Source organism: Streptomyces sp. NPDC002889, assembly GCF_042888425.1.
Classification (GTDB): Bacteria; Actinomycetota; Actinomycetes; order Streptomycetales; family Streptomycetaceae; genus Streptomyces.
Window position 1 is genome coordinate 94,744 of the sequence record NZ_JBIAPT010000015.1, and the last position, 24,198, is coordinate 118,941.

18 protein-coding genes are annotated in these 24,198 nt (G+C 70.5%); 13 read left to right on the top strand and 5 right to left on the bottom strand.

All coding sequences use genetic code 11. From position 1 onward, the window contains the following. Position 1 precedes the first annotated feature (1 nt). From ACFYWI_RS23255 to ACFYWI_RS23300, 10 genes are all read left to right on the top strand, one after another. Positions 2-619, top strand: coding sequence for a pyridoxamine 5'-phosphate oxidase family protein (locus ACFYWI_RS23255; RefSeq protein ID WP_389235800.1), 618 nt, complete (start codon positions 2-4; stop codon positions 617-619). Between the two features lie 149 nt (positions 620-768). Continuing rightward, entirely contained in the window at positions 769-1,521 is a 753-nt protein-coding gene (locus ACFYWI_RS23260; protein ID WP_389235803.1) for an alpha/beta hydrolase, read from the top strand. A gap of 850 nt (positions 1,522-2,371) precedes the next feature. Then, positions 2,372-3,616: a type III PLP-dependent enzyme gene (locus ACFYWI_RS23265; RefSeq protein WP_389235806.1), complete on the top strand. Its 1,245-nt coding sequence runs from the start codon at positions 2,372-2,374 to the stop codon at positions 3,614-3,616. An 86-nt stretch (positions 3,617-3,702) separates the two neighbouring features. Beyond that, a complete protein-coding gene (locus tag ACFYWI_RS23270; RefSeq protein ID WP_389235809.1) occupies positions 3,703-5,100 on the top strand; it encodes a diaminobutyrate--2-oxoglutarate transaminase in 1,398 nt (465 codons plus the stop codon). Positions 5,101-5,150: 50 nt separating this feature from the next. Continuing rightward, on the top strand, positions 5,151-6,785 hold the full coding sequence (locus ACFYWI_RS23275; RefSeq protein ID WP_389235812.1) for a pyridoxal phosphate-dependent decarboxylase family protein: 1,635 nt from the start codon (positions 5,151-5,153) through the stop codon (positions 6,783-6,785). 92 nt (positions 6,786-6,877) lie between these two features. Continuing rightward, positions 6,878-8,722, top strand: a complete 1,845-nt coding sequence (locus ACFYWI_RS23280) for an IucA/IucC family protein (protein WP_389235815.1) — start codon at positions 6,878-6,880, stop codon at positions 8,720-8,722. After that, the gene (locus tag ACFYWI_RS23285; RefSeq protein WP_389235818.1) at positions 8,719-10,134 is read left to right on the top strand and encodes a lysine N(6)-hydroxylase/L-ornithine N(5)-oxygenase family protein; all 1,416 of its coding nucleotides are present in this window, start codon (positions 8,719-8,721) and stop codon (positions 10,132-10,134) included. The genes ACFYWI_RS23280 and ACFYWI_RS23285 overlap by 4 nt, the downstream gene beginning before the upstream one ends. Next, positions 10,131-11,606, top strand: a complete 1,476-nt coding sequence (locus ACFYWI_RS23290; protein ID WP_389235821.1) for an MFS transporter — start codon at positions 10,131-10,133, stop codon at positions 11,604-11,606. Before ACFYWI_RS23285 ends, ACFYWI_RS23290 begins: the two co-directional genes overlap by 4 nt. Further along, positions 11,603-13,426 (top strand): IucA/IucC family protein, encoded by a 1,824-nt coding sequence (locus tag ACFYWI_RS23295; protein WP_389235824.1) that lies wholly within the window; start codon positions 11,603-11,605, stop codon positions 13,424-13,426. Before ACFYWI_RS23290 ends, ACFYWI_RS23295 begins: the two co-directional genes overlap by 4 nt. Further along, positions 13,423-14,781, top strand: coding sequence for a glutamine synthetase family protein (locus ACFYWI_RS23300; RefSeq protein ID WP_389235827.1), 1,359 nt, complete (start codon positions 13,423-13,425; stop codon positions 14,779-14,781). Before ACFYWI_RS23295 ends, ACFYWI_RS23300 begins: the two co-directional genes overlap by 4 nt. 82 nt (positions 14,782-14,863) lie before the next feature. Here the strand turns inward: ACFYWI_RS23300 and ACFYWI_RS23305 are convergent, their stop codons facing one another. From ACFYWI_RS23305 to ACFYWI_RS23325, 5 genes are all read right to left on the bottom strand, one after another. Then, positions 14,864-15,820, bottom strand: coding sequence for an ABC transporter substrate-binding protein (locus tag ACFYWI_RS23305; protein ID WP_389235830.1), 957 nt, complete (start codon positions 15,818-15,820; stop codon positions 14,864-14,866). Between the two features lie 191 nt (positions 15,821-16,011). Continuing rightward, positions 16,012-16,845: an ABC transporter ATP-binding protein gene (locus ACFYWI_RS23310; protein ID WP_389235833.1), complete on the bottom strand. Its 834-nt coding sequence runs from the start codon at positions 16,843-16,845 to the stop codon at positions 16,012-16,014. Continuing rightward, positions 16,842-17,930: a FecCD family ABC transporter permease gene (locus tag ACFYWI_RS23315; RefSeq protein WP_389235836.1), complete on the bottom strand. Its 1,089-nt coding sequence runs from the start codon at positions 17,928-17,930 to the stop codon at positions 16,842-16,844. The genes ACFYWI_RS23310 and ACFYWI_RS23315 overlap by 4 nt, the downstream gene beginning before the upstream one ends. Further along, entirely contained in the window at positions 17,927-18,955 is a 1,029-nt protein-coding gene (locus ACFYWI_RS23320; protein ID WP_389235839.1) for a FecCD family ABC transporter permease, read from the bottom strand. The genes ACFYWI_RS23315 and ACFYWI_RS23320 overlap by 4 nt, the downstream gene beginning before the upstream one ends. Positions 18,956-19,729: 774 nt before the next feature. Further along, positions 19,730-20,161 carry a hypothetical protein gene (locus ACFYWI_RS23325; RefSeq protein ID WP_389235842.1) on the bottom strand — a complete coding sequence of 144 codons (432 nt, stop codon included), beginning with the start codon at positions 20,159-20,161 and terminating at the stop codon, positions 19,730-19,732. 337 nt (positions 20,162-20,498) lie between these two features. On the opposite strand from ACFYWI_RS23325, the gene ACFYWI_RS23330 reads away from it, so the two are divergent. The 3 genes from ACFYWI_RS23330 (at position 20,499) to ACFYWI_RS23340 (ending at position 24,076) form a co-directional block, all read left to right on the top strand. After that, a complete protein-coding gene (locus ACFYWI_RS23330; protein WP_389235845.1) occupies positions 20,499-23,213 on the top strand; it encodes a LuxR C-terminal-related transcriptional regulator in 2,715 nt (904 codons plus the stop codon). Between the two features lie 82 nt (positions 23,214-23,295). Then, the gene (locus ACFYWI_RS23335) at positions 23,296-23,493 is read left to right on the top strand and encodes a hypothetical protein (RefSeq protein ID WP_389235848.1); all 198 of its coding nucleotides are present in this window, start codon (positions 23,296-23,298) and stop codon (positions 23,491-23,493) included. Positions 23,494-23,668: 175 nt separating this feature from the next. Further along, positions 23,669-24,076 carry an SHOCT domain-containing protein gene (locus ACFYWI_RS23340; RefSeq protein ID WP_389235851.1) on the top strand — a complete coding sequence of 136 codons (408 nt, stop codon included), beginning with the start codon at positions 23,669-23,671 and terminating at the stop codon, positions 24,074-24,076. Positions 24,077-24,198 lie beyond the last annotated feature (122 nt).

Sequence of the window (24,198 nt, forward strand, 5' to 3'; positions counted from 1 at the left end):
CGTGACCGCACATGACGAGACCATCGGATCACCCGGCGAGCGGTTGGTGCAGAAGCAGTTCGGCACCGCGGACCGCGCGGCCGACTTCTACGACCGGCAGGTGCGTGACCATCTCACGTCCAGCATGCGGGAGTTCATGGCACGTCAGTCCATGGTGTTCGTGTCCACGGCCGACGCTGGTGGTGCCTGCGACGCGACATTCCGTGCCGGCCCGCCGGGATTCGTCTCCGTCCTGGACGACCGCACGGTGACGTACCCGGAATACCGTGGCAACGGGGTACTGGCCAGCGTTGGAAACATTGCCGAGAATCCTCATCTCGGCCTGCTCTTCATCGACTTCACCCGACACCACATAGGCCTCCACATCAACGGGTCGGCCCAACTGCGCACCGAGGAGGAGCAACGTGCCGAGTACCCCCACCTCCCGGTGGACGCAGCCCCCGGGCGGCAGCCGCAGTTGTGGATACATGTGACGGTCGAGGAGGCGTACGTCCACTGCTCCAAGCACATCCCCCACCTGGAACCCGCCCCGCGGCCGGCCGTCCCGGACGTGCGACGCCCCAAGGATGCCGCGTACTTCACCGAACAGGAGCCGGCCTGCCCTGCGGCCTCCAGATGAGCTCGGGGGACGGCCCTCCGGATCATGGCGGCTGATCACCTGTGGTTGCCGGCGCGGACGACATGGCCGGCCGGCAGAATCACAGGTGCGCCTTCCCCCCGGCCTCGTGCCCTTCGTTAGGCTCGGTCGGGAGTCCCTGGGGGTGGCGAATGCAGGCAACCGAAACGCACACCGTGCCGTACGTGCACGCAGGCGGTTCGGCGACGCAACTTCTCGACGTGTACCGACCTGCAGGCGGGCAGACGTCCGGACCGTGTGTGCTTCTCTGGCACGGCGTCAGTCCCGATGAGCGCGACGTCATGACCACCTTGGCCCATGAAACCGCCTCGCACGGCAGGACCGTCTTCGTTCCCGACTGGCGCCCCGACGCCGACGACGGCGGCCGGTCGCACCTCATTGCCTCGCTTCGCTTCGTACGGGACAACGCCGCGGCCCATGGCGCGGACGCCCGGCGGATCGTCCTTGCCGGGTGGTCCGCCGGAGCGGGCGCCGCGATCGCGCTCGCCCTGCGCCCCGACCTGACCGACGGCTGGCGACCCGCCGCGGCGGTCGGCATCGCCGGTGGCTACGACCGGCCCGCCCGCAGCACAGGGTCCGTCCCTCTTCACGACCTTGCCGAGAGCTCCGCATCACCGGTGCCCGTCCGACTCGTTCACGGGTCCGCCGATCCGGTGGTCGGCAGCCACCACTCCCGTGAGCTCCACACCGCGATGCGGGCACGGGGCTGGCCCGTAGAGCTCGAGGAGCCGGATACGGATCACGCGGGAGTCATCGCGACGGAGTACGACCCGGTTCTCGGTCGCTGCCGGGCCGCGACCGACCCGAATGTGCTGCGAGCGGGCGCGGACGTCGCTCGTGTCATCGCCACGGCGGCGCAGTCGCGAGCCTCCGGCACTCACTGACCATCCGGACGGGGCGCGCGGATCGGGCGGTCGACAGGATCGCGGACGGGCCAGGACCGCGCCGATGGCTGGGGCGCAAGGCATTCGCGTGCCAAAGGCTCGATTGCCGCGCCGAGTTGAGCCGCCCAATGCTGCCGGGACGGGATTGCCGCGCCCCCGACCGTGGATCGTGGCCTTCCTCTTGGGGCACTCGATCCCCACTGTCCCCCCGCCTCGCACTCGGACGGGTCGGACAAGGGACGCAAACCAGGCCCGTACGGCGCGGCCCCCTTGGAAACACTCCGGCGAACCATTAGGTTAGGCTCACCTAAGTGTAGGTTGGTCGAGTGCGGCCAACCGGCATTCGAATTCCTGGGGGAACCATGTCTCGTTCGAACAGCGCCGGCGCTCCGGCGACGTCGGCCAGGCTGCTGATCGAGCGTACGACGGAGCCGCGGTCGCCGCACCGCCACAACGGTGGCCGCACGTCAACGAGGGCTGCTACCCGGAAGTGCTCGGGCTCAACGGCGGCGGCGACCCGCCGGTCTCGGGCCGCCCACCGCGGCATCCGGAGCTTTGCGGTGGTGACGACATCGGACAGCGGCGGTGTGACCGGATGCGTGGACGGATGCATGGTGGCTCCCCTCGTGCAGTGGTGGGACGGTCCGGCGTCCGGTTTTGGGGCCGAGTTCACCCACCGGTCCCCACAGCGCACATGCTCGGCGACCGCGCCAACCACGCGTTGAGGCAACTCGACCCGTTGAGCCGCATCTCGGATCGCGGCCCTCCGTGATGACCGTGCGCGCCCTCAGCCACGACTGACCCCTTCGCCCCCTTCCACTCCGTTCCGACCCCGACCCGAGGCAGAGCCGTGTCCGTTCAGTTGCCGCCGTCCGCCGCCCCGCGATCCGCCTATCCCCTGGACACGCTTCCCGTAGCGGTCCGCCACCGTCTGCTGGAGCTGGCGCAGGCCCAGGTGCCGGTGTCCGCCTACGTATATGACGGTGCTGTGGCCGCCGAGCGTGCGCGCGAGTTGCGCAGGGCGCTTCCGGATTGGGCAGCCGTCTACTATGCCGTGAAGGCGAACTCCTTCCCGGGGATCGTCCAGGCGCTGGCCCCGCATGTAGACGGCTTCGAGGTCGCTTCCTGCGCCGAGCTCGAACTCGCCGTATCGGCCAAGCCGCTGGCCGGAAACACCCCGGCTCCGGTGGTCGCCGCCGGCCCCGCGAAATCCCTCCCCGTCCTCACGGCCCTGGTCCGGGCCGGAGCCGAGGCGATCAACGCCGAGAGCATGCTCGAACTGCACCGGATCAGCCGTATAGCGGTCCGTGAAGGCGTCCGCGCCCGAGTGGCGCTCCGCGTCAATCCCGCGACGATCCCTGTCACCGGCTCGCTGCACATGGGAGGTGTCCCCTCCCAGTTCGGGGTGGCTGAGCCCGACGTGCCCGGCGTGCTGCGCGAGGCGGTACGGCTGCCCGGAGTGGATCTGATCGGCTTCCACATCCATGCCGCGTCCAACAACCTCGACGCCGAGTCCCATGCCGCGTATCTGCGTTGGTGCGTGGAGTGGAGCGTAAGGACCGCCCAGGACAACGGGATCGACCTGCGCCACGTCGACATCGGCGGCGGCATCGGCGTCGCCTTCGAAGGCGAGAAGCCCTTCGACGTCCCGCGCTTCGGCGAACTGGCCGCGGCTGTCGAGGTCCCCGCCGGCGTGAAGGTGGTACTGGAGCCCGGCCGTTTCCTGGTCGCCGACTGCGGCTGGTACGCCGCCGAGGTAACGGACGTGAAGGAGTCCTACGGTCAGGATTTCGCGGTGCTGCGCGGCGGCATCAACCACTTCCAGCTCCCCACCTCCTGGGAGATCGTCCACAACATGGCGGTGCTGCCCGTGGAGGACTGGCCCGAGGAGTGTCCCCGCCCCTGCGCCGAACAGACGCGCGTGACGGTCGTCGGTGAGCTGTGCACTCCGGAGGACACCCTGCTGCGCGATGTCCTGGTGGACCGGATACGCGCCGGTGACCTGGTGGTCTTCCCGTACGCGGGCTCCTACGGCTGGGAGTTCGCCATGCACAGCTTCCTCGGCCACCCCGTGGCCGAGCGCCATCTGCTCTGAGGCGCGGCCAGCCCCAACCGGGCCGTACCACGGCCCTGGTCGCCGCCGCTCGCTTCCTCGACCTCCCCACCCTGGAGCCGTACATCATGACCGTGCACCCCGCCGAACGAACCGACGCCGAACGCACCACAGGACAGGCCGACGCCATCCTGGAGCGCCAGCGCACCCGGGAATCCTCGGCCCGCACGTACGCCCGCTCGTTCCCGATCGTCCCGGCCCGCGCGCAGGGCATGACCGTCGAGGGCACCGACGGCCGCCTCTACCTCGACTGCCTCTCCGGAGCCGGCACCCTGGCCCTCGGTCACAACCACCCGGTCGTGGTGGAGGCCATTCGGCGGACCCTCGACAGCGGGGCCCCGCTGCACGTCCTGGACCTGGCGACCCCGGAGAAGGACGAATTCACCGACGCACTGTTCGCCACGCTGCCCAGCAGCTTCGCGGACAAGGCCCGCATCCACTTCTGCGGGCCTGCTGGGACCGACGCGGTCGAGGCCGCGTTCAAGCTGATGCAGACCGCTACAGGGCGGCGCGGGCTGCTCGCCTTCACCGGCGCGTACCACGGCATGACGGCGGGAGCCCTGGCCGCCTCCGGCGGTGTCACCACCAAGCAGCCGGTGCCGGGGATCGCCGCGGACGTGACCCGGCTGCCCTACCCGTACTCCTACCGCTGCCCGTTCGGTGTGGGCGGGGAGCGCGGCGCGCAGCTGTCCACTGCATACACCGAGCGGCTGCTGGACGACCCGAACGGCGGGGTCGTCCCGCCCGCCGCGATGGTCCTCGAAGCGGTGCAGGGCGAGGGTGGCGCCGTACCGGCCCCGGACGCCTGGCTGCGCGAGATGCGGCGTGTCACCTCGGAGCGGGACATCCCGCTGATCGTCGACGAGGTGCAGACCGGCGTCGGACGCACGGGCGCCTTCTGGGCCGTGGAGCACAGCGGGATCGTGCCGGACGCGATGGTGATGTCCAAGGCGATCGGCGGCAGCCTGCCGCTGGCGGTGCTCGTCTACCACGAGGACTACGACGGCTGGCTGCCCGGCGCTCACACCGGCACCTTCCGCGGCAACACCCTCGCCATGGCGACGGGTACGGCGACCCTGCGGTACGTCGCCAAGGAGGGGCTGGTCGAGCGGGCAGCCGGCGTCGGCGCCCGGATGACGGCGCGGCTGGAGGGCCTGCGGACCGAACTCCCTGCGATCGGCGACGTTCGCGGCCGGGGCCTGATGATCGGCGTCGAATTGGTCGACCCCGAGGCCGAGCCCGACTCCTGCGGCGCCCGGCCAGTCGCTCCGCGGCTGGCCGCGCAGGTGCGGGCCGCATGCCTGGCGCGCGGCCTGATCGTGGAGTTGGGAGGCCGCTTCGACTCAACCGTGCGGCTGCTACCGCCGCTGATCATCACCGACCAGCAGGTCGAAGCGGTGCTGGACCGACTGACCGACGCCATCGCCGCGGTGACGGCACCTCAGCTCCCGGGCGTGCGGGCATGACGGGGGCGGGCGAGATACACGGACTGGGACCGGCCACGGGTGGCTCCGGCGTGACCCTGGAGGCATACGGCACGGAGTCCGCGGGAGCGCAGACCGACGGCATGCGTACACGCGGCGGCCTGAGCCTCGTCCCTGAACCCACTTCGGGGGGCACCGCCCCCCTCGGCGGGTCCGGGCTGTTCAACGGCGCCGTCCCATCGGGCACATCCGGCCAGAAGACCGCGCTGTCCGGAGGCTTGGCAGGACCGGCCGCGCTGGAGCCCCTGGTGCAGATCGTGCTGGAGGCCCTCGCGGGCGGCTCCTTGCGGCGCGGCGGTCCCGTCCCTGTCGGCACGCCGGAGGAGCTGGCCGCGGAGGTCGCACGGGTGTTCGCCGAGACGGACGGCGACGACGCCCTGCACCGGCTGACCGAACTCCTGGCTCACGGCAGCGCCGACCCCGCCGACCCGTCCTGCGCCGCGCATCTCCATTGCCCGCCGCTGGCCGTCGCCGTCGCAGCCGATCTCGCCGTCGCCGCGCTCAACCCCTCCCAGGACTCCTGGGACCAGGCGCCCGCCGCCACCGCTGTGGAGACCCTGCTGCTCGGGGAGTTGGCGCAGCTGGTCGGGTACGACCCGGAGGAGGCCGCCGGCGTGCTCACCTCGGGCGGCACCGAGTCCAACCTGATGGGCCTGATGCTCGCTCGCGACCGAGTACTGGGCCGCGCGGCCGAGCGTCAGATCGAGCTGAATGGAGTGCCGGGCACCGGTCCACGCCCGCGGATCTTCGCCTCCGCCGCCGCCCACTTCTCGGTGCAGCGGTCGGCTGCCCTCCTCGGACTCGGCGAGGAGGCGGTCATCCCCGTCGAGGTGGACCACGAGCTGCGGATGAAGCCGGACGCGCTGGCGTCCGGCCTCCGCGACTGCGTCGCGCGCGGTGAGGTGCCGGTGGCCGTTGTGGCCACCGCCGGTACCACCGACACCGGAGCCATCGATCCGCTGCGCACGTGCGCGGCGCTGGCCGCCGAGTACGGCGCCTGGCTGCACGTGGACGCCGCCTACGGCGGCGGCGCCTTGCTGTCCGACGAACTCGCCCCGCTGGTCGGCGGCATCGCGCTGGCCGACTCCGTGTCCCTGGACTGGCACAAGCTGGGCTGGCAGCCGGTCGCCGCGGGCATCTTCCTGGTCCGACGGGCTCATACCTACGCCTCACTCGCACGACGGGCGGTGTACCTCAACCCGCAGGACGACGAGGAGGCCGGCTACCCCAGCCTCCTCGGTCTCTCGCTTCGCACCACTCGGCGCGCCGACGCCTTCAAGATCGCCGTCACGCTGCGCACCCTGGGGCGCGAGGGCCTGGGCCGCCTGGTGGACGCCTGCCATGAGCTGGCGCACAGCGGTGCGGAGGCCGTACGGACGCATCCCCGGTTGGAGTTGTACGCCCCTCCCATCCTGACGGCCTTCCTCTTCCGCTACCTCCCCGAGGGCGCCGATCCCGCGCACACCGACCGGGTGAACGCGGCACTGAGGCGCAGGCTGCTTCGCGAGGGCCGGGCGGTCGTCGGCCGCACCGAGCTCCCGGGAGAGGGGCCGGGCCGGGTCCGCCTGAAGCTCACGCTGCTCAACCCGCACACCACGCCGGCCGAGATCGAACGACTGCTGCACGCGGTCGCCGCAGCGGGCGAGGCCGAGGAGGAGAACCGGTGAACCGACCCGACGACGCCCGTACGGCGCGGACGGCACCGCCCCCCGCAGGGTCGCCCGCGTCCGGCGCCGTAATTCCGGAGGGCGCCGCACAGGTGTCTGCCTCCGGGCGGCCGTCCGGAGCCGTCGCGCGGGAGAGCGCTGCCGGTGCTCTCGGGTTCCTTGCGCCCGCTCTCGAGATCGGCCCGGACCCGCTCGACGACGCCGACCCACTCCGCGCGGGAGACGCCGCGGCAATGGAGACGCTGCTGCGCGCCTATGTCCGCGAGACGGGCACCACGGTGCCGGAGACCGGGCAGACACTGCTGCTCGACCTGTCCGCCAGCCGGCTCACCCTGTCGGTACCGGTGCGCTATCGGTCGGCCACCGGCTGGCATCGCTTCGGTGCGCCCTTCCTGGTCACAGCCGAGGACCGCGACGGCCTTCCGGCCGACGCGGCCTTGGTGGCGGCGGCGCTGATCCGACAGACCACTCTCGGTCGCGGTGTACTCCCGCACCACGGGGGCGACGCCGCCGCCCGGGTGCTGAACTCCGCTCGGCGCACCGCCCTCCACATCGCGCACCGGCGCGCCGAGGGCGAGCACGGGCAGGGACCGACGCCGTTCCTCGACAGTGAGCAGGCGCTGTTGCTGGGGCATCCGTTCCATCCCGCGCCCAAGAGCCGCGAGGAGGCGTCGGAGGCGGACCTGGAGGCGTACTCGCCCGAACTGCGCGGCTCGTTCCCGCTGCACTGGTTCGCCGCCCACCCGGACGTCGTCGTCGGCGGCAGCGCGGACGGCCGTTCGCCCGCAGAGCTGCTGCATCCGCTGGCGGCCGGGTTGAAGGTGCCCGACGGGATGGTTGCGGTGCCCGCACATCCCTGGCAGGCCCGGGACGTGCTGTCCCGTCCCGAGGTCGCCGCGCTCGTCGACGCCGGACTGCTGCGTCCGCTCGGTGCGGCCGGACCCGCCTGGTACCCCACGTCCTCCGTGCGCACCGTTCAGCGGCCGGACGCCGAGGTGATGCTGAAGCTTTCCCTCGGTATGCGCATCACCAACTCCCGGCGGAACAACCTGCGCAGCGAGATGCGTCTCGGCGTACGGGCCACGCAGTTGCTGGCCGCGGGCCCCGGGGACTGGCTCCGCGCCGAGCACCCGGAGTTCGGCATCCTGCGCGAATTCGCCTGGGTCTCTGTCGGTGCCGAGGGCCCGGAAACGGGTCTGGAGACCGCGATTCGCGACAACCCCTTCCGGGGCGGCGGCAACGGCGCGCCCGAAGGGCTGTGTGTGGCGGGTCTGCTCGCCGAGCGGACCGGCCCCGGCACCCCGCCGCGGCACCGCGCCTTGTTGTGCGAAGCGGTCGAGCGCGCCGCTCGCGCGTTCGGCGTCCCGGTGTCCGAGGCGTCGGAGCGCTGGCTCGCCCGCTATCTGGCGGTCCTGGCCGTTCCCCTGATCCGACTTCAGGCTCGTTACGGCATCGCCCTGGAGCCGCACCACCAGAACACGCTGGTCGCCCTCGACGATCGGGGCCTGCCCTGCGCGGGCTGGTACCGGGACAGCCAGGGCTACTACCTGGCCGCCTCCCGCACCGCCGACATCGAGCGGCTCCTGCCGGGCGCCACGGATAACGTCGAGCTGGTGTTCGACGATGCCTTCGTCGACGAGCGGGTGGCCTACTACCTCGGCATCAACAACCTGCTCGGTCTCGTCGGAGCGTTCGGCGCGCTCGGACTGGCCGACGAGGGCCGCCTGCTGCGTGTGATGCGCGGCGCACTGGAGCGGCTGCGCACGACCGAGCCCGCCGCCAAGGGCCTGCTCGACCTGCTGCTCGACGCGCCCGTACTTCGCTGCAAGGGCAACTACCTGACCTGCGTGGACGGTCTCGACGAGCTCGTCGGCGACGTCCACACCCAGTCCATCTACATCGATTTTCCCAATCCTCTCACGGAGGCCCAGCGGTGACCGCCCCCTCGACTTCTGCCGACCACAATCTCCCCTACGATCTGGTCGGCGTCGGAATCGGCCCGTTCAACCTGTCACTGGCCGCGCTGGCGGACGGTGTACCCGGCTTCCGGTCCCTCTTCCTGGACGCCAAGCCGGCGTTCTCCTGGCATCCGGGCCTGCTGATGGAGGGAACGACCCTTCAAGTGCCGTTCCTCGCCGATCTGGTCACCATGGCCGACCCGACCAGCCCCTGGTCGTACTTGAACTACCTCCGCTCCCACGATCGGATGTTCAAGTTCTTCTTCTCCGAGCGCTTCCACATACCGCGCCGTGAGTACGACCACTACTGCCGCTGGGTCGCCGAGCGGCTGGTCTCCTGCCGCTTCGACTCCGAAGTCACCGCGCTGGAGTGGGACGAGAACGCGGACGCGTTCGCCCTCCGGTATCGCTCCGCCTCCGGCGCCGAGACCCGCGTCCTGGCCCATCAGGTGGTGCTCGGCGTGGGCACCGACCCTGTCGTCCCCGAGCCGCTGCGACCGCTGCTGACCGACGCCCATGCCGGCCGTGTGCTGCACAGCGCGGACTACCGCACGTACCGCACCCGACTGGCCGAAGCCGACGACGTCACGGTCATCGGCGCGGGGCAGTCCGGCGCCGAGGTCGCGCTCGATCTGCTTCGCCACCAGGACGGCGACGGCCAGGGCGGCCCCTACGTCCGCTGGCTGGCCCGCACTACGGCCTTCGCTCCGATGGAGTACTCGAAAATCGGCCTGGAGCACTTCACCCCGGACTACATCCGCTACTTCCGCCACCTCCCCGAGGCCACGCGCGAGGAGCTGGTGCGCGAGCAGTGGCAGCTCTACAAGGGCGTGAGCGAGGAGACACTGGGCGAGATCTACGACGAGCTGTACGAGCGCACCATCGGCGGCGGCGAACCGCGCGCCACCCTGCAGCCGGGCGTGGAGATCGTCGCGGCGGAGGCGGACCGGCAGGGTTACCTGCTCACCTGCCGGGCCCAGCAGCAGGATTCGCTCTTCGAGGTCCGGACCTCCGCCATCGTCTCCGCCACCGGTTACACCGCCTCCCGTCCGGCCTTCCTGGAGTCGATGGGCGACCTGGTCGATTGGGACGACAGGGGCCGCTACCAGATCGACGGGGAGTACAGGGTCGCGCTCGACCCGCGGGTCTCCGGAACGCTCTACGTCCAGAACGCCGAGATGCACACCCACGGCGTGGGCGCCCCCGACCTCACCCTGGGCGCCTGGCGCGCCGCGACCATCCTCAACGCCGCCGCCGGCCACTCCGTGCTGCCCGTTGCCCCGCGGCAGGCTTTCACGACATTCGGCGCACCGCAGTCGCCGACGTCCGCCGAGCGTGCGACGACGGTCCCGGACGGAGCTGCCACGACACCCTCCGGTACGCCCCGATGACGGTCGTGGAGAAGGCCGGCACGCCGGCAGCGGGCGGAACGACGCGCCACGCAAAGACGGTGCTCATATCCGTCATCGGCCTCCATCTGGTGGCCGAGACCGCGCTGACGCCGTTCCTTCCGCAGCTGTTCGAGCGGCTGTACGGCATCGAGGATCCGGGAGCCACCGGGCTGTACATCTGGATCTGCCGCATCGTCGGGCTCGCCGTCCTCCCGCTGTGGGGGCTGGCGGCCCGGCGCTGGCCGCTGCACAAGCTGGTACTGGCCGGGCTGTGCGGGTCCGCCGTTCTCGACCTGCTCCTCGGCATGGCACCCAGCTATGCCGCGTACACGGTGCTGTCGACGCTCATCGTGATGACCAACAGCGCTCTGCTGCTGGCCTATCCGGCCTTCATCGCCGAGCACGGCGACGAATCGGAGGGCGGCGAGCGGGCACGGCTGGCCGGGGTGTGCACGCTGGTGGTCGTCTTCCATCTGTCCGTCGTGGTCTCCACGATGGTGGGAGCCGGAGTCCTCGCGCTTCCGGAACCCCGCGTCGGTATCTCGGCGTTCGCGGTCCTGGACGCCCTCCTGGCCCTGCTCACGTACCGCATCCTTGGCAGGCGCCCGGACAGGAAGGACACCGGTTCCGCTGCGGACGGCTCCACGGCCGGTGAGGGCCATGGCACCGACGGCGCGCCGGACACGGCGCCGGGCTCGCCCGGCCCGGCCGTGCGCGGGCCGTCGAACCGCCTGACCTGGTTCACGATGCTCGCCTGTGCGGCGCTGATCGGGGTCGCCTTCGACTTCTCCGCCAATGTCGCGCGGCCCTTCTTCACCGAGTTCTCCGACAGCCTCGGCAGCGGTTCGATGGGGTCCGCCGTGCTGTTCTTCCTGCCGAGCGTCTCCGCTCTGGCTGTGCTTCCGCTGGTACGCCGCTGCCACGACCGGCTCGGTGACCAGCTCCTGCCACTGGCTCTGGCCGTGGGCGCGGCCGGGATGACCTGGTCGTGGCTGGCCGACTCTCTGACCGGCCTGGCCGGCGGCCGGCTGCTGTACGGCGTCGGCCTCGGCCTCGGCCAGGTCGCCGTCGAGCTGCGGATGTTCCGTGCGACCGGCACGAAGGGCCCAGCGTTCACGGCGGTGGAAACGGTCCGATCCGCCGGCCTGCTCGCCGCGCCGCTGGCCGCCACGGCCGCGGTCTCCCACGACCTGGCGCTGCCCCTTGCCGTCGCCGCAGCCCTGCAGCTCTGTGCCGCCGCGCTGTCCGTGCGGCGCTTCCGGAGCGCCGTCCCACCCGCCGACGCGCGGCGGGCGGTGCAGATTTCGCCCGACCCCGACGCGCCCGCAGTCAGGCGTGCCGTCGTGCCGATGCCGCGGTCCGGCACGACGGCGACCGCTGAGCCCGCTTCACTGCGCCGCGACGCCGGTGATGCCGCGCCCGCCCTGACGGCCCCCGCCTCCCCCGCGTACTCCGAGGAGAACCACCGATGAACCGCACCACCCGTGACGCTTGGGCCCAGGCCGGCCGACGACTGCTCGTCAAGGCCGTGGAGGAGTTCGCCTACGAGGAGCTGCTGGTCCCCGGACCGGACCCGTCGGCCGGCACCCCGGACGCGTACCGGCTGGACCTCGCCGACGGAATCCACTGGACGTTCCGGGCAACACGCGGCACCTTCGGCACCTGGCGGCTCGTACCCGGCACCCTGCGGCGGCATCCCGAGCCCGCCGACGGCCCGGTCACCGGCCCCGAACAGCTGCTGCTCGACGCCCGCCCGGTCCTCGGCTGGGACGGGCCCACCACCGCCGAGGTGCTGCGTGAACTCACCGCCACCCGGCGGGCGGAGGCCGAAATCATCTCCCGTGCCCTGCCTGCGGCCGAACTCGCCGATCTGGACCACCTTGACCTGGAGGCGCATCAGGACGGCCACCCGTGCATGCTGCTCAACAAGGGAAGGCTGGGCTTCTCCGCCTCCGACGCCGCCGCCTACGCCCCCGAGGCCGGCGGTTCGGTGCACCTCTTCTGGGCCGGTGTCCACAGCGACCTCGCCTCCTACTCCGGGGTGCCCGGTCTCGACAGCGACACCCTGCTGGCCGAGGAGCTTGACGAGGACACGCGCAAGCAGTTCGGGGCAACACTGAAGGAGACGTGCGCCGAAACCGGTTACGACGCCGCCGACTTCCGCTGGCTGCCGATTCACCCCTTCCACTGGGACGAGGCCGTCGCGACTCTCTTCGCCCCGTATCTCGCCGACGGACGGATCGTGCCGCTCGGTGAGGGCCCCGACCGCTACCGGCCGCTTCAGTCCATCCGCACCCTGGCGAATCTGGACCACCCGCATCGCCGGAATGTGAAGGTGCCGCTGTTCATCCGCAACACCCTCGTCTGGCGCGGTCTTTCCCCCAAGCCGACCGAGGCCGCGCCCGATGTGAGCGCCTGGCTGCACGCCGTCCGCGACGCCGACCCGTACCTGCGTGACGAGCTGCGCTTCCATCCGCTCGGCGAGGTGGCGGGCGTGGCCGTGCGCCATCCGCTGTACGAGTCGGTGACGGACGCCCCGTACCGCTACCACGAGCTCCTCGGCGCGGTCTGGCGCGAGCCGATCGCGGCGCTGCTGCGCGACGGCGAGCAGGCCCGCACCATGGCCGCGCTGCTCAAGACCGGATCCGACGGCCGCGCCCTGGTGAGCGAACTGGTCGACCGGTCCCGGCTGACGCCACGCGTCTGGCTGGACCGCTTCTTCCGCGCCCTGCTGCCCGGCCTGCTGCACTACCTCTACCGGTACGGCGTGGCGTACTGCCCGCACGGTGAGAACACCGTCGTCCTCTACGACGCCGCCGACACCCCCATCGGCATCGCGGTCAAGGACTTCGCCGAAGACGTCAACCTGCTGCCCGGCAGCCACCCGGAGTACGCCGACCTCTCCGATCGTGCCGATTCGCTGCTGCTGCGCTGGCCCGCCGGCGAGCTGGCCCACTCGCTGCTCAGCGCCATCTTCGCCGGACACTTCCGGTTCTTCGCCCCGCTGGTCGCCGAGCACCTCGGAGTGCCGGAGGAGGAGTTCTGGGCCATGGTCCGCGCTGAGATCGAGCGCTACCACGCCCGCTTCCCCGACCTGGCCGACCGGTTCGAGGACTTCGGCCTGCTCTCCCCGGAGTTCGATCGGGTGGCACTCAACCGTGAACAGCTGCTCGGCGGCGGCTTCCACGACCGCGCCGAGAAGGACGAGGGCTTCGACGTCGTCCACGGCACCCTTGCCAACCCCCTCGCCACCGCGGCAGCCGTCCCTCAGGAACTGCAGGAGCAGATATGACCAACTCGCCGTACGAGCGACTGCGCGCCGAGGCCGAGGAGGGACGCATCGAGGAAGTGATCGTCAGCGTCCCGGACATTCAGGGCAGGCTCCAGGGCAGCCGCCTGTCCGTGCCGTACTTCCTGGATGAGGCGGCCGAGCAGGGCTTCGGCGCCTGCGTCTATCTCCTTGCCTCCGATGTCGAGATGGGCACCGGTTCCGGATACGCCATCGACGCCTGGAAGAGCGGGTTCGGTGACTTCGTCCTCCGTCCCGACCTGGCCACGCTGCGCACCCTTCCCTGGGATCCGGGTACCGCGCTCGTCCTCGCCGATGCCGTCTGGCCGGGCGGCAACTCGGTCGAAGTGGCCCCGCGCCAGGTACTGCGCACCCAGCTCGACCGGCTGGCCGAGCACGGGCTGACCGCCTTCGCGGGCACCGAGCTGGAGTTCCTGATTTTCCGCGAGTCGTACCGCCAAGCGTGGGACCGCCGTTATCAGGGCCTGGAGACCGGCACCACCTACAACGTCGACTACTCCCTTCAGGGCCTGGCCGAGATCGAGCCGGTGGTACGCCGCATCCGCCGGGAGATGGTGCGCGCCGGGCTCACGATGGAGACGGCCCGGGGAGAGTGCCACGCCGGCCAGTACGAGATCGTCTTCCGCTACGACGAGGCGATGACCACCTGCGACAATCACGTCGTCTTCAAGAACGGCGCCAAGCAGATCGCCGCGCAGGAGGGCGTCGCACTCACCTTCATGCCCAAGTACGACGAGGGCGAGGGCAACTCCTGCCACGTTCACCTGTCGCTGCGCGGCAAAGACGGTTCCGCCGTCCTTGCCGACCCGGCGACCGAGGACGGCATGTCCGATCTGATGCGCCACTTCGTCGCAGGTCAGCTCGCCTGTCTCGCCGACTTCGCGCTGCTGATGGCGCCGAACATCAACTCGTACAAGCGCCTCCAGCCGGGTGCGTTCGCCCCCACCGGTATCACCTGGGGCCAGGACAACCGCACCTGCCCGGTCCGCGTAGTGGGCTCCGGCCACTCGATGCGGATCGAGCACCGGGTGCCCGGCGGGGACGCCAACCCCTACCTCGCCGTCGCTGCCGCGGTGGCCGCCGGCCTGTACGGTATCGAGAACCGTCTCGAGCTCCCCGCACCGCACACCGCCAATGCCTTGGCCGATCCGTCGGTGCCGCGGCTGCCCGCCACGCTCACCGAGGCCCTGCACCGGTGGGAGAACAGCGACATCGCCGCCAAGGTCTTCGGCGAGGCCGTTGTCGGCCACTACGCGCAGGCCGCCCGCACAGAGCTGGCCGCCTTCGAGACCGCGGTCACGGACTGGGAGCGGGTTCGAGGCTTCGAACGCCTGTGACGTCCTGAGTCTTGCTACGACTGCGGCCTTGGCCACGGATGTTCCGTGGCCAAGGCCGCAGTCGTTGTGTACCTTACCGCCGTCAGGAGAGGTTCTTCTTCATCTCGTCCAGGATCTGGCCGGCGCCGGTGTAACCGATGCCGAGCATCCACAGGCTGTCGTCGACCTTGAACGCCTTGTCGTTCTTCACGGCGTCCAGGTTCTTCCAGAGCTTGCCGCCTGTGACGCCGGTCTCCTTGGCCTTCGACGGGTCACCATAGGTGGAGTAGAAGATGACGTCGGAGTTGCCCTCGCTGATCCGCTCGGGGCTGATGTCGAGGGAGAAACCGGTCTTGTCCACGTTGGTGGGGCGGCCGACCTTCAGGTCCTTGAGGATGCTGCCGACGAACGTGTCGTTCATGTACAGACGGGTGTCCGCGCCTTCGACGAAGCGCACGAACCCGACCGTCGTCTTGGCTGCCTTCTCCGCGCCGCCCAGTGCCGCGGTCACCTCGGTGACGTGCTTGTCGTAGTCGGCGACGACCTTCTTCGCCTCGTCCTTCTTGCCCAGCACGTCGGCGTGCAGCTCGAAGTTCTTCCGCCAGTCAGGGCCGGTCGTCTCGGTGAAGACGGTCGGTGCGATCTTCGACAGCTCCTTGTAGTTCTTCTCGTCGCGCGCCTTGCTGCTGATGATCAGATCCGGGTCCAGCCCGTCGATCGCCTCGAGGTTGGGCTCCATGATGAGCCCGACCGGCTTGATGCCCTTCAGCTTGTCCTCAGGGAGGTAGGTGGACATCGGCGCGCCCGCTTCGGCGGTGACGGCGCCGACCGGCTTGACGCCGAGGGTGAGGGCCGAGTCCAGGGCGTCGGTGTCCAGTACGACCACGCGCTTGGGGCTGTCGACGACCTCCACCTTGCCCATGGCGGTGCTCACGGTGTGCTTTCCGCCCTCGGCCGCCGACTTGGCGTCATCCTTTTCGGACCCGCATGCGGTGGCGCTGACGGCGAGCGCGGCAACGACAGCGACAGCTGCGGCGCGACGGTTGAGGGAGGGGGCCATGAGAGGAAAGCCTTTCGTCACAGTGCACATTCAGTGCGGGGGGTGAACTTAGGTAAAGCTAACCTTATGTAGGAGCCGGAGCAAGCGCGCCGACATCACAACTCGGACTACGCGGCAGTAGGGCTGACCTCGCCCTACCCGGCGTCGAACAGCCGTCCGTCCATGCCAACACCAGTGCCCACTCGACGAGTTCAGCCCGCCTCTACCGAGACCGCTGCTGCGATGGACGCGTCCTGATGCCAGGGGCTGCCGGGAACGACCAGCGGGCCACCGGTCACCGGATCCGGAACCACAACCGATTCAAGGCCGAAGACATCACGTACGAGGTCCGCCGTGACGATTTCCGAGGGGTGTCCCTGGGCGACGATCCGTCCGCCCTTCATCGCCACCAGGTGATCGGCGTACCGCGCGGCCTGGTTGAGGTCGTGGAGCACCGCGACAACCGTCCGCCCGCGCTCCCGATTGAGCTGCCGGACCAGGTCCAGCACCTCCACCTGGTGCGAGATGTCCAGGTAGGTGGTGGGCTCGTCGAGGAGCAGCAGGTCGGTGTCCTGCGCGAGCGCCATGGCGATCCACACGCGCTGCCGCTGACCGCCCGACAGCTCATCGACGGGCCTCGCGGCGAGGGCGGTCACATCGGTGCGGTCCATCGCGTCGGTGACCGCCTGCTCGTCCTCCTCCGACCACTGCTGCCACCAGCGTTGGTGCGGCTGGCGCCCCCGCGCGACGAGATCGGCCACCGAGATCGCCTCCGGCGCGACCGGGGTCTGCGGAAGCAGCCCGATGGACTGCGCGATCGTACGGGTGGGTATGCGGCCCAGTTCCGTGCCGTCCAACAGCACCGAACCGCGCCGCGGTCTGAGCAGCCGTCCGAGGGCGCGCAGCAGCGTGGACTTGCCGCAGGCATTCGGGCCGACGATGACCGTGACGCGGCCCTGCGGAATGTCCAGGTCGAGGTTTTCCACGACCGTGCGTTCGTCGTAGGCCAGGGTCAGGTCGCGGGCTGTCAGCCTGCTCTCGGTCACGCTTTTCCTCCAGTACGGCTGCGGACGCTGCGGTCTTTCACGATGAGCCAGATCAGATACGGCGCGCCGACAGCCGCGGTCAGCACACCCACGGGCAGTTCGACCGGCGCGAACAACAGGCGCGCCGGCAGGTCGGCGGCCACCACGATCAACGCGCCGAGCAGCGCCGAGCACAGCAGCGGGATCTGTGCCGTGCGGGTCAGCCGACGGGCGATCTGCGGGGCGAGCAGCGCTACGAAGTCCACCGGGCCCGCCGCGCCCGTCGCCACCGACGCGAGAAAGACGCCCAGCAGCGCCAGCCCGAACCGGGTCCTCTGCAGCGGCACGCCCAGCGCCGTTGCCGTGTCGTCGTCGAAGGCGGCATTGCGCTGTGCCCGTGCCGCCCATACCACCCCCGGCACCAGGGCGAGCAGCGTCCAGCCGAGCGGTGCGGCTTCGTCCCAGCCGCGCCCGTTGAGCGAACCGGTGATCCACACCTGTGCCTGATGGGCCACCAGATAGTCGCCCTTGGTGACGAAGAGATGGACGACCGACCTCAGCGCAATGGCGACGCCGATGCCGATGAGGACGAACCGCGCCGCGTGCAGTCCACCGCGCCACGCGAAGAAATAGACGAGAACAGCGGCGATCATCCCGCCCGCGACCGAGAAGTACGGCAGCACACTGAACGAGCCGACACCGAACGTCAGAGCGCCGATGGTCGCGGCGCCGGCCCCTTGGGAGACACCGATGATGTCGGGGCTGGCCAGTGGGTTGCGGGCAACGGTCTGGATGAGTGCGCCCCCGACCCCGAAAGCGGCGCCGACCATCAGCCCCAGAACCAGCCGTGGCAACCGCAGCTCGCCCACCACGAAATCAGCCCTCGACGACCGCCCGGACAGCACGTTCAGGACCTCGCCCGGCGCGACGAACTTCTCACCGAGGCAGAGGTACACGAGACAGACTGCCGCCGTCAGCACGGCAAGGGTGCCGGCGACGACCGCGGCACGCCGGTGGACGAGGAAGGACGCGCGGCCGCGTCTCACGAGCACGTGACCACCGGGTCGTACGGCCTCCGCCCGGCCCACGATGAGCGAGGTCGTCATGCGCCCACTGCCTTGCGACGGACCATGGCGATCAGGAACGGCACACCCATCAGAGCGGTCATCACACCCGCCGGCACCTCGCCCGGCGGGAAGACAATCCGGCCTATGACGTCCGACACGAGCAGCATGACCGGGCCGAGCAGGGCCGCCATCGGCATCACCCATCGGTGATCGGTGCCGACGATCGCGCGAGCGATATGTGGAACCGCCAGGCCGATGAAGGCGATCGGCCCGGCGGCCGAGACCCCGACGCCCGTCAGCACGGTCGCGCCGATACCGCCCACGATCCGTACGGTCGCCACGTTCTGACCGAGCCCCTTGGCGACATCGTCGCCGAGCGCGAGGGCGTCCAGCCCCCGTGCCACCGACAGCACCAGCACCGCGCCCACCGCGAGGAACGGCCAGATCTGACCGGCCACTTCGGCACTGCGTCCGGCGATCGAGCCGACCTGCCAGAAGCGGAACTCGTCCAAGGTGGCGGCGTCCGTCGTCAGCATGCCCTGGATGACGGAGATGAGCAGTGCGTTGATGGCGGCCCCGGCCAGCGCGAGTTTCACGGGCGATGCCCCGCCCCGCCCGCTGGAGGCGACGACGTAGACGGCCACCGACGCGACTCCGGCACCGGCGAACGCGAACCACACATAACCGGAGAGCGTATGCACCCCTGCGAACGCGATCGCGAGCACCACACCCACTGCGGCACCCTGGCTGATGCCCAGCACGCCGGGGTCGCCGATGGGGTTGCGAGTGATGCCCTGAATCACCGTACCCGCGAGGGCCAGTCCTACGCCGACCATCACGCCGACGACGGTCCGAGGCACCCGCAGCGACCATACGATCTCAGCGACCTCGCTGTTTCCGCCGTACAGCAAGGCATCGAAGACCTCACCCGGGGCGACAGGGCGGGCTCCGACGGCAAGGCTGAGCAGCACCGCAAACAGCAGCGTGACGACGGCCCCTGCCGTCCAGCCTGTTCGGCGGCCGACAAGAGCGGCTCTTGGGCTGCTGATTGTGGCGGCTGACATCGCATCCATTCCGATCCGACGTGACGGATTCTCGGGTAATCGTGAACTTAGGCGAGCCTAAGTCTAGGGGTGCCGCCAACTGCCGCGCACCGGACTGCGACGATTTCCCGAGGGCTCGACCGCCGTGAACCACCCCGGTTACCCCGGGACCTGACTTCATCGGGAGTCGCAGCGGCCGGGATTGGGCCGCTCGACGTCCTCGTCGAGCCGGTCGACTTCGAGCAGCGGCTACCCGAACCCGGCACGGGGCATCTCCGCCGCCGTGGCCGTCCCGCCGGCACGATCGGCGTAGCCGGTACACCCAGCAGCTCACCGGTCTCCGGCGCGTACTCCCCCTTGCGCAGCGCAGACAGTCGTACGGTCCTGCATCCATCAGCGTCGTCCGCACCGGCTGGTCATGGTTGTTCGACGGGCGGGCCGGCTTCACAGCTGATCGGGCGCACGCTGGAGGATCCCCGCCCCTTCAGCACGTCCGCCCTGCGAGGGCCCGTCGAACCCTCAGATGCACAGCACGAGCAGCGACAGAAGGTTTGTCGGACGGTTCTTGGACTGTGCACGGAACATCGGCGTCGGGCTTCTGCGCGGCCTCGACGGCACCAAGAGCGGCTTTCCTGGATACGGCCGGCAACTGGGCAGCCGCAGCATCGAGCCGGTCCCGGCCCGGCCGCTCCCGCTGACTGGGCGCGCCCCGGGGGCCCCCCCGGGCCCCCGGGGCCCGCGGCGCGCAATGCCGCCGCTCCTGCAGCGAGCACCTGGCGCCGCAGCCGGTCGACGTCAGCGGTCCGCGGCCTCTTCCGGGAACGATTCCGGATTGACGGTCAGCAGCGACCAGATGATGAACGAGTACAGGGCGATCAGGACGATCGACCAGAGCGGGTAGTAGGGGATGGTCAGGAAGTTCTCGATGATCAGCAGCCCGGCCAGAGCAACCGCTGTCATCCGCGCCCACGTGGCACGCGCGAACAGACCGATGCTCACCAGGATGGCGAGCACGCCGAGGATGAGCTGAATCCAACCCCAGCTCGTCAGGTCGAACTTGAAGACGTAATTCGGCGTCCTGACGTAGATGTCGTCCTGCGCGATGGCCATGATGCCCCGGAAGAGATCCAGAACACCGGCGATGAACAGCATCACGGCAGAGAATGTCACCAGCCCGCCGGCGGCCGACTCGGCTTTGTCGGAACGGCGTGGAGCGGTGGTTGTCATGGCTCTCCCTTTCCAGACAGGCTGCGGCAGCTTGCTGCCGTTTCACCTCCGAGCATCCGCCGTTCGTGGGGCGGGGTCCTCACCCCGGGCGGGTGATGACGGGGCAGCCGGCCCCTGCTCGGATGGAGAGCACACACCGTCCCGTCTGCGACAGGCGCACGGTCCGCCCGGGTGGAACCGGCCGGCGCCGTGCCTGGCCGCGCGTGGCGATCAAGAACCGGCTCTGTGACCATTGATCCGTTGGCACGTCCATGACCTGGCTCGATCCACCAGGATCGGCCCGAGGCAAGCGCTCGGTCGTCGCAACCAGGCAGCGGACAGCCCGACGGTAGTCGCCATGCCGCACACGATCGCTGAAGCAGCCGACGGGGAAGAGCTCCCGTCCCACCGCCGCACTCGCGCGCAGCGCGAGGTGCAGGCGTATGCGGGACATGGCGGCGCGGAGCAGCTGACTCCCAGAGGGGAGCCACTGCTGGCCGCGAAGTTCTCGGTGCCCGCTGTGCCGCGCACCCACGTGGGCAGGAACCGCCTGCTCGACCGCCTGACCGACGGGACGCGGGGGCCACTGACCGTGATCACGGGACCGGCCGGCGCGGGCAAGACCACGCTCGCCGCTGCCTGGGCGCGTACACGCCCCACGCCCGGCCCTGTCGTGTGGCTCACCGTCGAGAGCGACGACACCGTCCCCGGTGTGTTCTGGGCCTACGTCCTCGGAGCCTTCCGCTACCACCAGGTGCCACTGCCCGACGGGGTCGGCAGCCCCTCAGACATCGGCGACGTCGACCACTCCCTCCTGGTGCGCCTCGCCTCCGCGCTGGCCCGCCTGCCGCAACCCGTGGTCCTCGTCCTCGACGGACTCGACCGGGTCGCCGCCGCGGAGGTGGCCGCGGGCCTGGAATTCGTCCTCGGCCACGCGGGTCCGCAGCTGCGGCTGGTACTGGTCAGCCGGGTGGACCCGCCGATTCGGCTGCACCACTACCGTGCCCAGGACCAGATCCGTGAGATCCGCGGTGCCGAGCTGGCATTCACCGCCCACGAGACGTCACTCCTGCTGCGCCGGCACGGCCTGTCACCCTCGCCGGAGAGTGTCGGCGCGCTCACCGAGCGCACCGAGGGCTGGGCCGCAGGGCTCCGGCTGTGCGCCCTGGCCATGCAGCGTGCCGACGACGCGGAGCAGTTCGCGCAGTCCTTCGCGGCCTCGCACAGTGCCGTCGCCGACTACCTCATCGCCGAAGTGCTCGAGGCGCAGCCCCCTGCCACCCGAGACCTGCTGATGCGTACAAGCCTTCTCGACCACATCCACCCGCAGCTCGCGGACGCACTGACCGCGCGAGAGGACGCGGAGTGGATCCTGGCGCGCCTCGTCCACGAGAACGCCTTTGTCGAGCGGATCGGCGACACGCCCTGGCGCAGATGCCATCCGTTGTTCGCCGAGGTGCTCCGCGCTCACCTGCACAGCCGCCGGCCCGCTCTCGTACCCGAGCTGCACCGCCGGGCGGCCCGCTGGTTCGCCGACCACGAACAGCTGACCGACGCCGTGAAACACGCCGCCGCCGCGGGCGACTGGGAGTACGCGGCCGCCCTGGTCGTCGATCACCTCGCGATCGGCCGCCTGCTGACCGGCCCGGACACCCATCAAATGGAGCAGCTCTTCTCCGCCATGCCCACGGATCTTGCCGGAGCCGCTCCGGCACTCGTCCGTGCGGCGTGTGCCCTTGCCCGGGACGACGCCGGAGCGAGCCGGGCGCAGCTCGACCGGGTCCGCGAACCGCTCGCGGGGGCAGAGTCCCTCGAGGAGCGGCTGAGCTGCACACTGCTCGGGCTCCTCACCTGCGGTGGGGAAGCGGGCGGCGACGTGGCCCGCCCAGCGGCCGAGACCCTTGCCGAGCAGGTGCGTGACCTCATGAAACAGGCGGCACAGCCCCAGCTCGAGCGGCACCCCGAGATCGAGGCGCTGCGCCGCTACGGGCGAGCCCGCGCGCTGGTGTCTGCCGGACGCCCCGGCGACGCCCGGGAGGCCCTCGTCCAGACGCTGGCAGCGTGTACCACCGGGTCGACGCAGCTGGTTCGGTACCACTGTGTGGGCCATCTCGCCCTGCTCGAGGGGGTGGGCGGGGCGCTGCGGGAGGCCGAGGCGTATGCCAAGGAGGGTCTGGGCACGGCCGAGGAGTACGGCATCCCCTGCCCCCGGCGCACGGGCATCTGCCATCTGGCGCTGGCCAACGTGGCCCTGGAACGAGGCGATCCTCAGGCTGCACGGCGCCATCTCGAGCTCGCCGTCGAGGAAGCCGGCCAGGCGCAGGACCCGGTCTGCGTCGCCGAGACCGCCGTACTGCGGTCCCGGCTGGAGCTGGCGCAGGGCAATGCCCGGTCCGCCCTCGCCGTCCTCGACGCCGTGCACGAGCCCCGTGCCGTGGAGCCGGCGCGGCGCATGGCCGTGGCCCGCTCTGTCGTTCAACTGGCTCGGGGTGACACGGCGGCCGCGTTCGCGGCGCTGCGTGAATCCGGCTCCGGTGGGCCGGCGCACGCCGTCGCTCTCGCGGCCGTCCACCTGGCCGCCGGGGAGGCCGAGAAGGCGGCGGAACTCCTCGTGGCGGTCGGCCGGCACCAGGACACCGGCGTCGCCGACCAGGTTCGTGCCTGGCTGCTCGAAGCCGAGGCGGCGACGTCGGCCAAGGACGTGGCCACCGCGACGGCGCTGCTGGGCCGGGCGCTGAACAGCGCCCGGCCGGGGCAGCTGCGAGGCCCCTTCACCGGGGCCGGCCCCTGGCTGCGCCACCTGCTCGCGAGCAGCCCCGGCCTCGCCTCCGCTCATGCCTGGCTCACCGGCCGCCCCCCGGACACCGAGCCGCTGCTCGTCGAACAGCTCAGCCCCCGTGAACACGATGTGCTCCGGTGTGCCGCGCAGATGATGTCGACCGAGGAAATCGCCGGCGAGCTGTACTTGTCCGTCAACACGGTCAAGACGCATCTGAAGAGCATCTACCGCAAGCTGTCCGTCTCCCGCCGCAGCGAGGCCGTGCGGCGCGGGCGAGAGGCCGGCTTCCTGTGAAGTCACCTGACGCGGGTGATGCCTGTCCGTGGTGGACGGCGCAGCATGCAGGGGAAGACCTCGAGCGCAGGGATGTGCGCGCATGCGATACGAGTTCCGCGTTTCCGGCCGGCTGTCCAGGGTTGTCGCCGATGCCTTCCCGGAGTTGGAGAAGGTGACGGCGCCCGAGCAGACCGTGCTCTTCGGCACGGTCACCGACGATGCGCATCTGTACGGGCTGCTGGTGCGCTTCCAGGACTTGGCGCTGCCCGTCCTCGAGATGCGCCGGCTGCCGGACTGAGGGCCGTCGCACGCCCGGAAGGGGCGAGGCCGGCGGGGAGGCACTCGCCGACGCCGCCCGGACCGGCGGGCCGGCGACGGTTCACCCCTGCCGGGTGAGGAAAACCGCCGCGAGGCGGCGGACGCTGGCAGTGAGCCGACTCTCCACGTCGGACCGCAGTGGCAGGAGGAATGCGATGGACGGCCACGTTTTCCTGGCGTACGACTATCCGGTACTGGGCGTGTTCTGGACCGTGATGTGGATCTTTCTCTGGGTCATGTGGTTCATGCTCCTGTTCCGCATCATCACCGACATCTTCCGTGACCACGAAACCAGCGGATGGGTCAAGACCGCGTGGCTGCTGCTGGTGCTGCTTCTGCCGTTCCTGGGAGTGTTCGTCTACGTGATAGTCCGCGGCAAGGACATGGCCGGTCGCGAGATGCAGGCCGTGCAGCAGCAGCAGAAAGCCGTGGACAGCTACATCCGCGAAACCGCGGGCGCCGGCAGCCCTGCCGAGGAGCTGGCCAGGCTGTCCCAGCTGAAGGCCGAGGGACACCTGTCGGAGGAGGAGTTCCAGCGGGCCAAGCAGAAGATCCTCGGGTGACGCACCCTCGCGCGGGTTGCGCGCCTGGTTCGACGGCCCACCTGTGGCCGGTCGGCCGATCCAGCCCGTCGGCGCTCATCGCGCCGGCGGGCACGTGATCACGCCCGACCTTTCGGACCCGG

Bases quoted from the DNA above. Each gene is read 5' to 3' on its own strand.
- ACFYWI_RS23260 (WP_389235803.1), top strand. From the start codon at position 769: ATGCAGGCAACCGAAACGCACACCGTGCCGTACGTGCACGCAGGCGGT.
- ACFYWI_RS23270 (WP_389235809.1), top strand. From the start codon at position 3,703: ATGACCGTGCACCCCGCCGAACGAACCGACGCCGAACGCACCACAGGA.
- ACFYWI_RS23290 (WP_389235821.1), top strand. From the start codon at position 10,131: ATGACGGTCGTGGAGAAGGCCGGCACGCCGGCAGCGGGCGGAACGACG.
- ACFYWI_RS23295 (WP_389235824.1), top strand. From the start codon at position 11,603: ATGAACCGCACCACCCGTGACGCTTGGGCCCAGGCCGGCCGACGACTG.
- ACFYWI_RS23300 (WP_389235827.1), top strand. From the start codon at position 13,423: ATGACCAACTCGCCGTACGAGCGACTGCGCGCCGAGGCCGAGGAGGGA.
- ACFYWI_RS23305 (WP_389235830.1), bottom strand. From the start codon at position 15,820: ATGGCCCCCTCCCTCAACCGTCGCGCCGCAGCTGTCGCTGTCGTTGCC.
- ACFYWI_RS23315 (WP_389235836.1), bottom strand. From the start codon at position 17,930: ATGACGACCTCGCTCATCGTGGGCCGGGCGGAGGCCGTACGACCCGGT.
- ACFYWI_RS23320 (WP_389235839.1), bottom strand. From the start codon at position 18,955: ATGTCAGCCGCCACAATCAGCAGCCCAAGAGCCGCTCTTGTCGGCCGC.
- ACFYWI_RS23325 (WP_389235842.1), bottom strand. From the start codon at position 20,161: ATGACAACCACCGCTCCACGCCGTTCCGACAAAGCCGAGTCGGCCGCC.
- ACFYWI_RS23330 (WP_389235845.1), top strand. From the start codon at position 20,499: ATGCCGCACACGATCGCTGAAGCAGCCGACGGGGAAGAGCTCCCGTCC.
- ACFYWI_RS23335 (WP_389235848.1), top strand. From the start codon at position 23,296: ATGCGATACGAGTTCCGCGTTTCCGGCCGGCTGTCCAGGGTTGTCGCC.
- ACFYWI_RS23340 (WP_389235851.1), top strand. From the start codon at position 23,669: ATGGACGGCCACGTTTTCCTGGCGTACGACTATCCGGTACTGGGCGTG.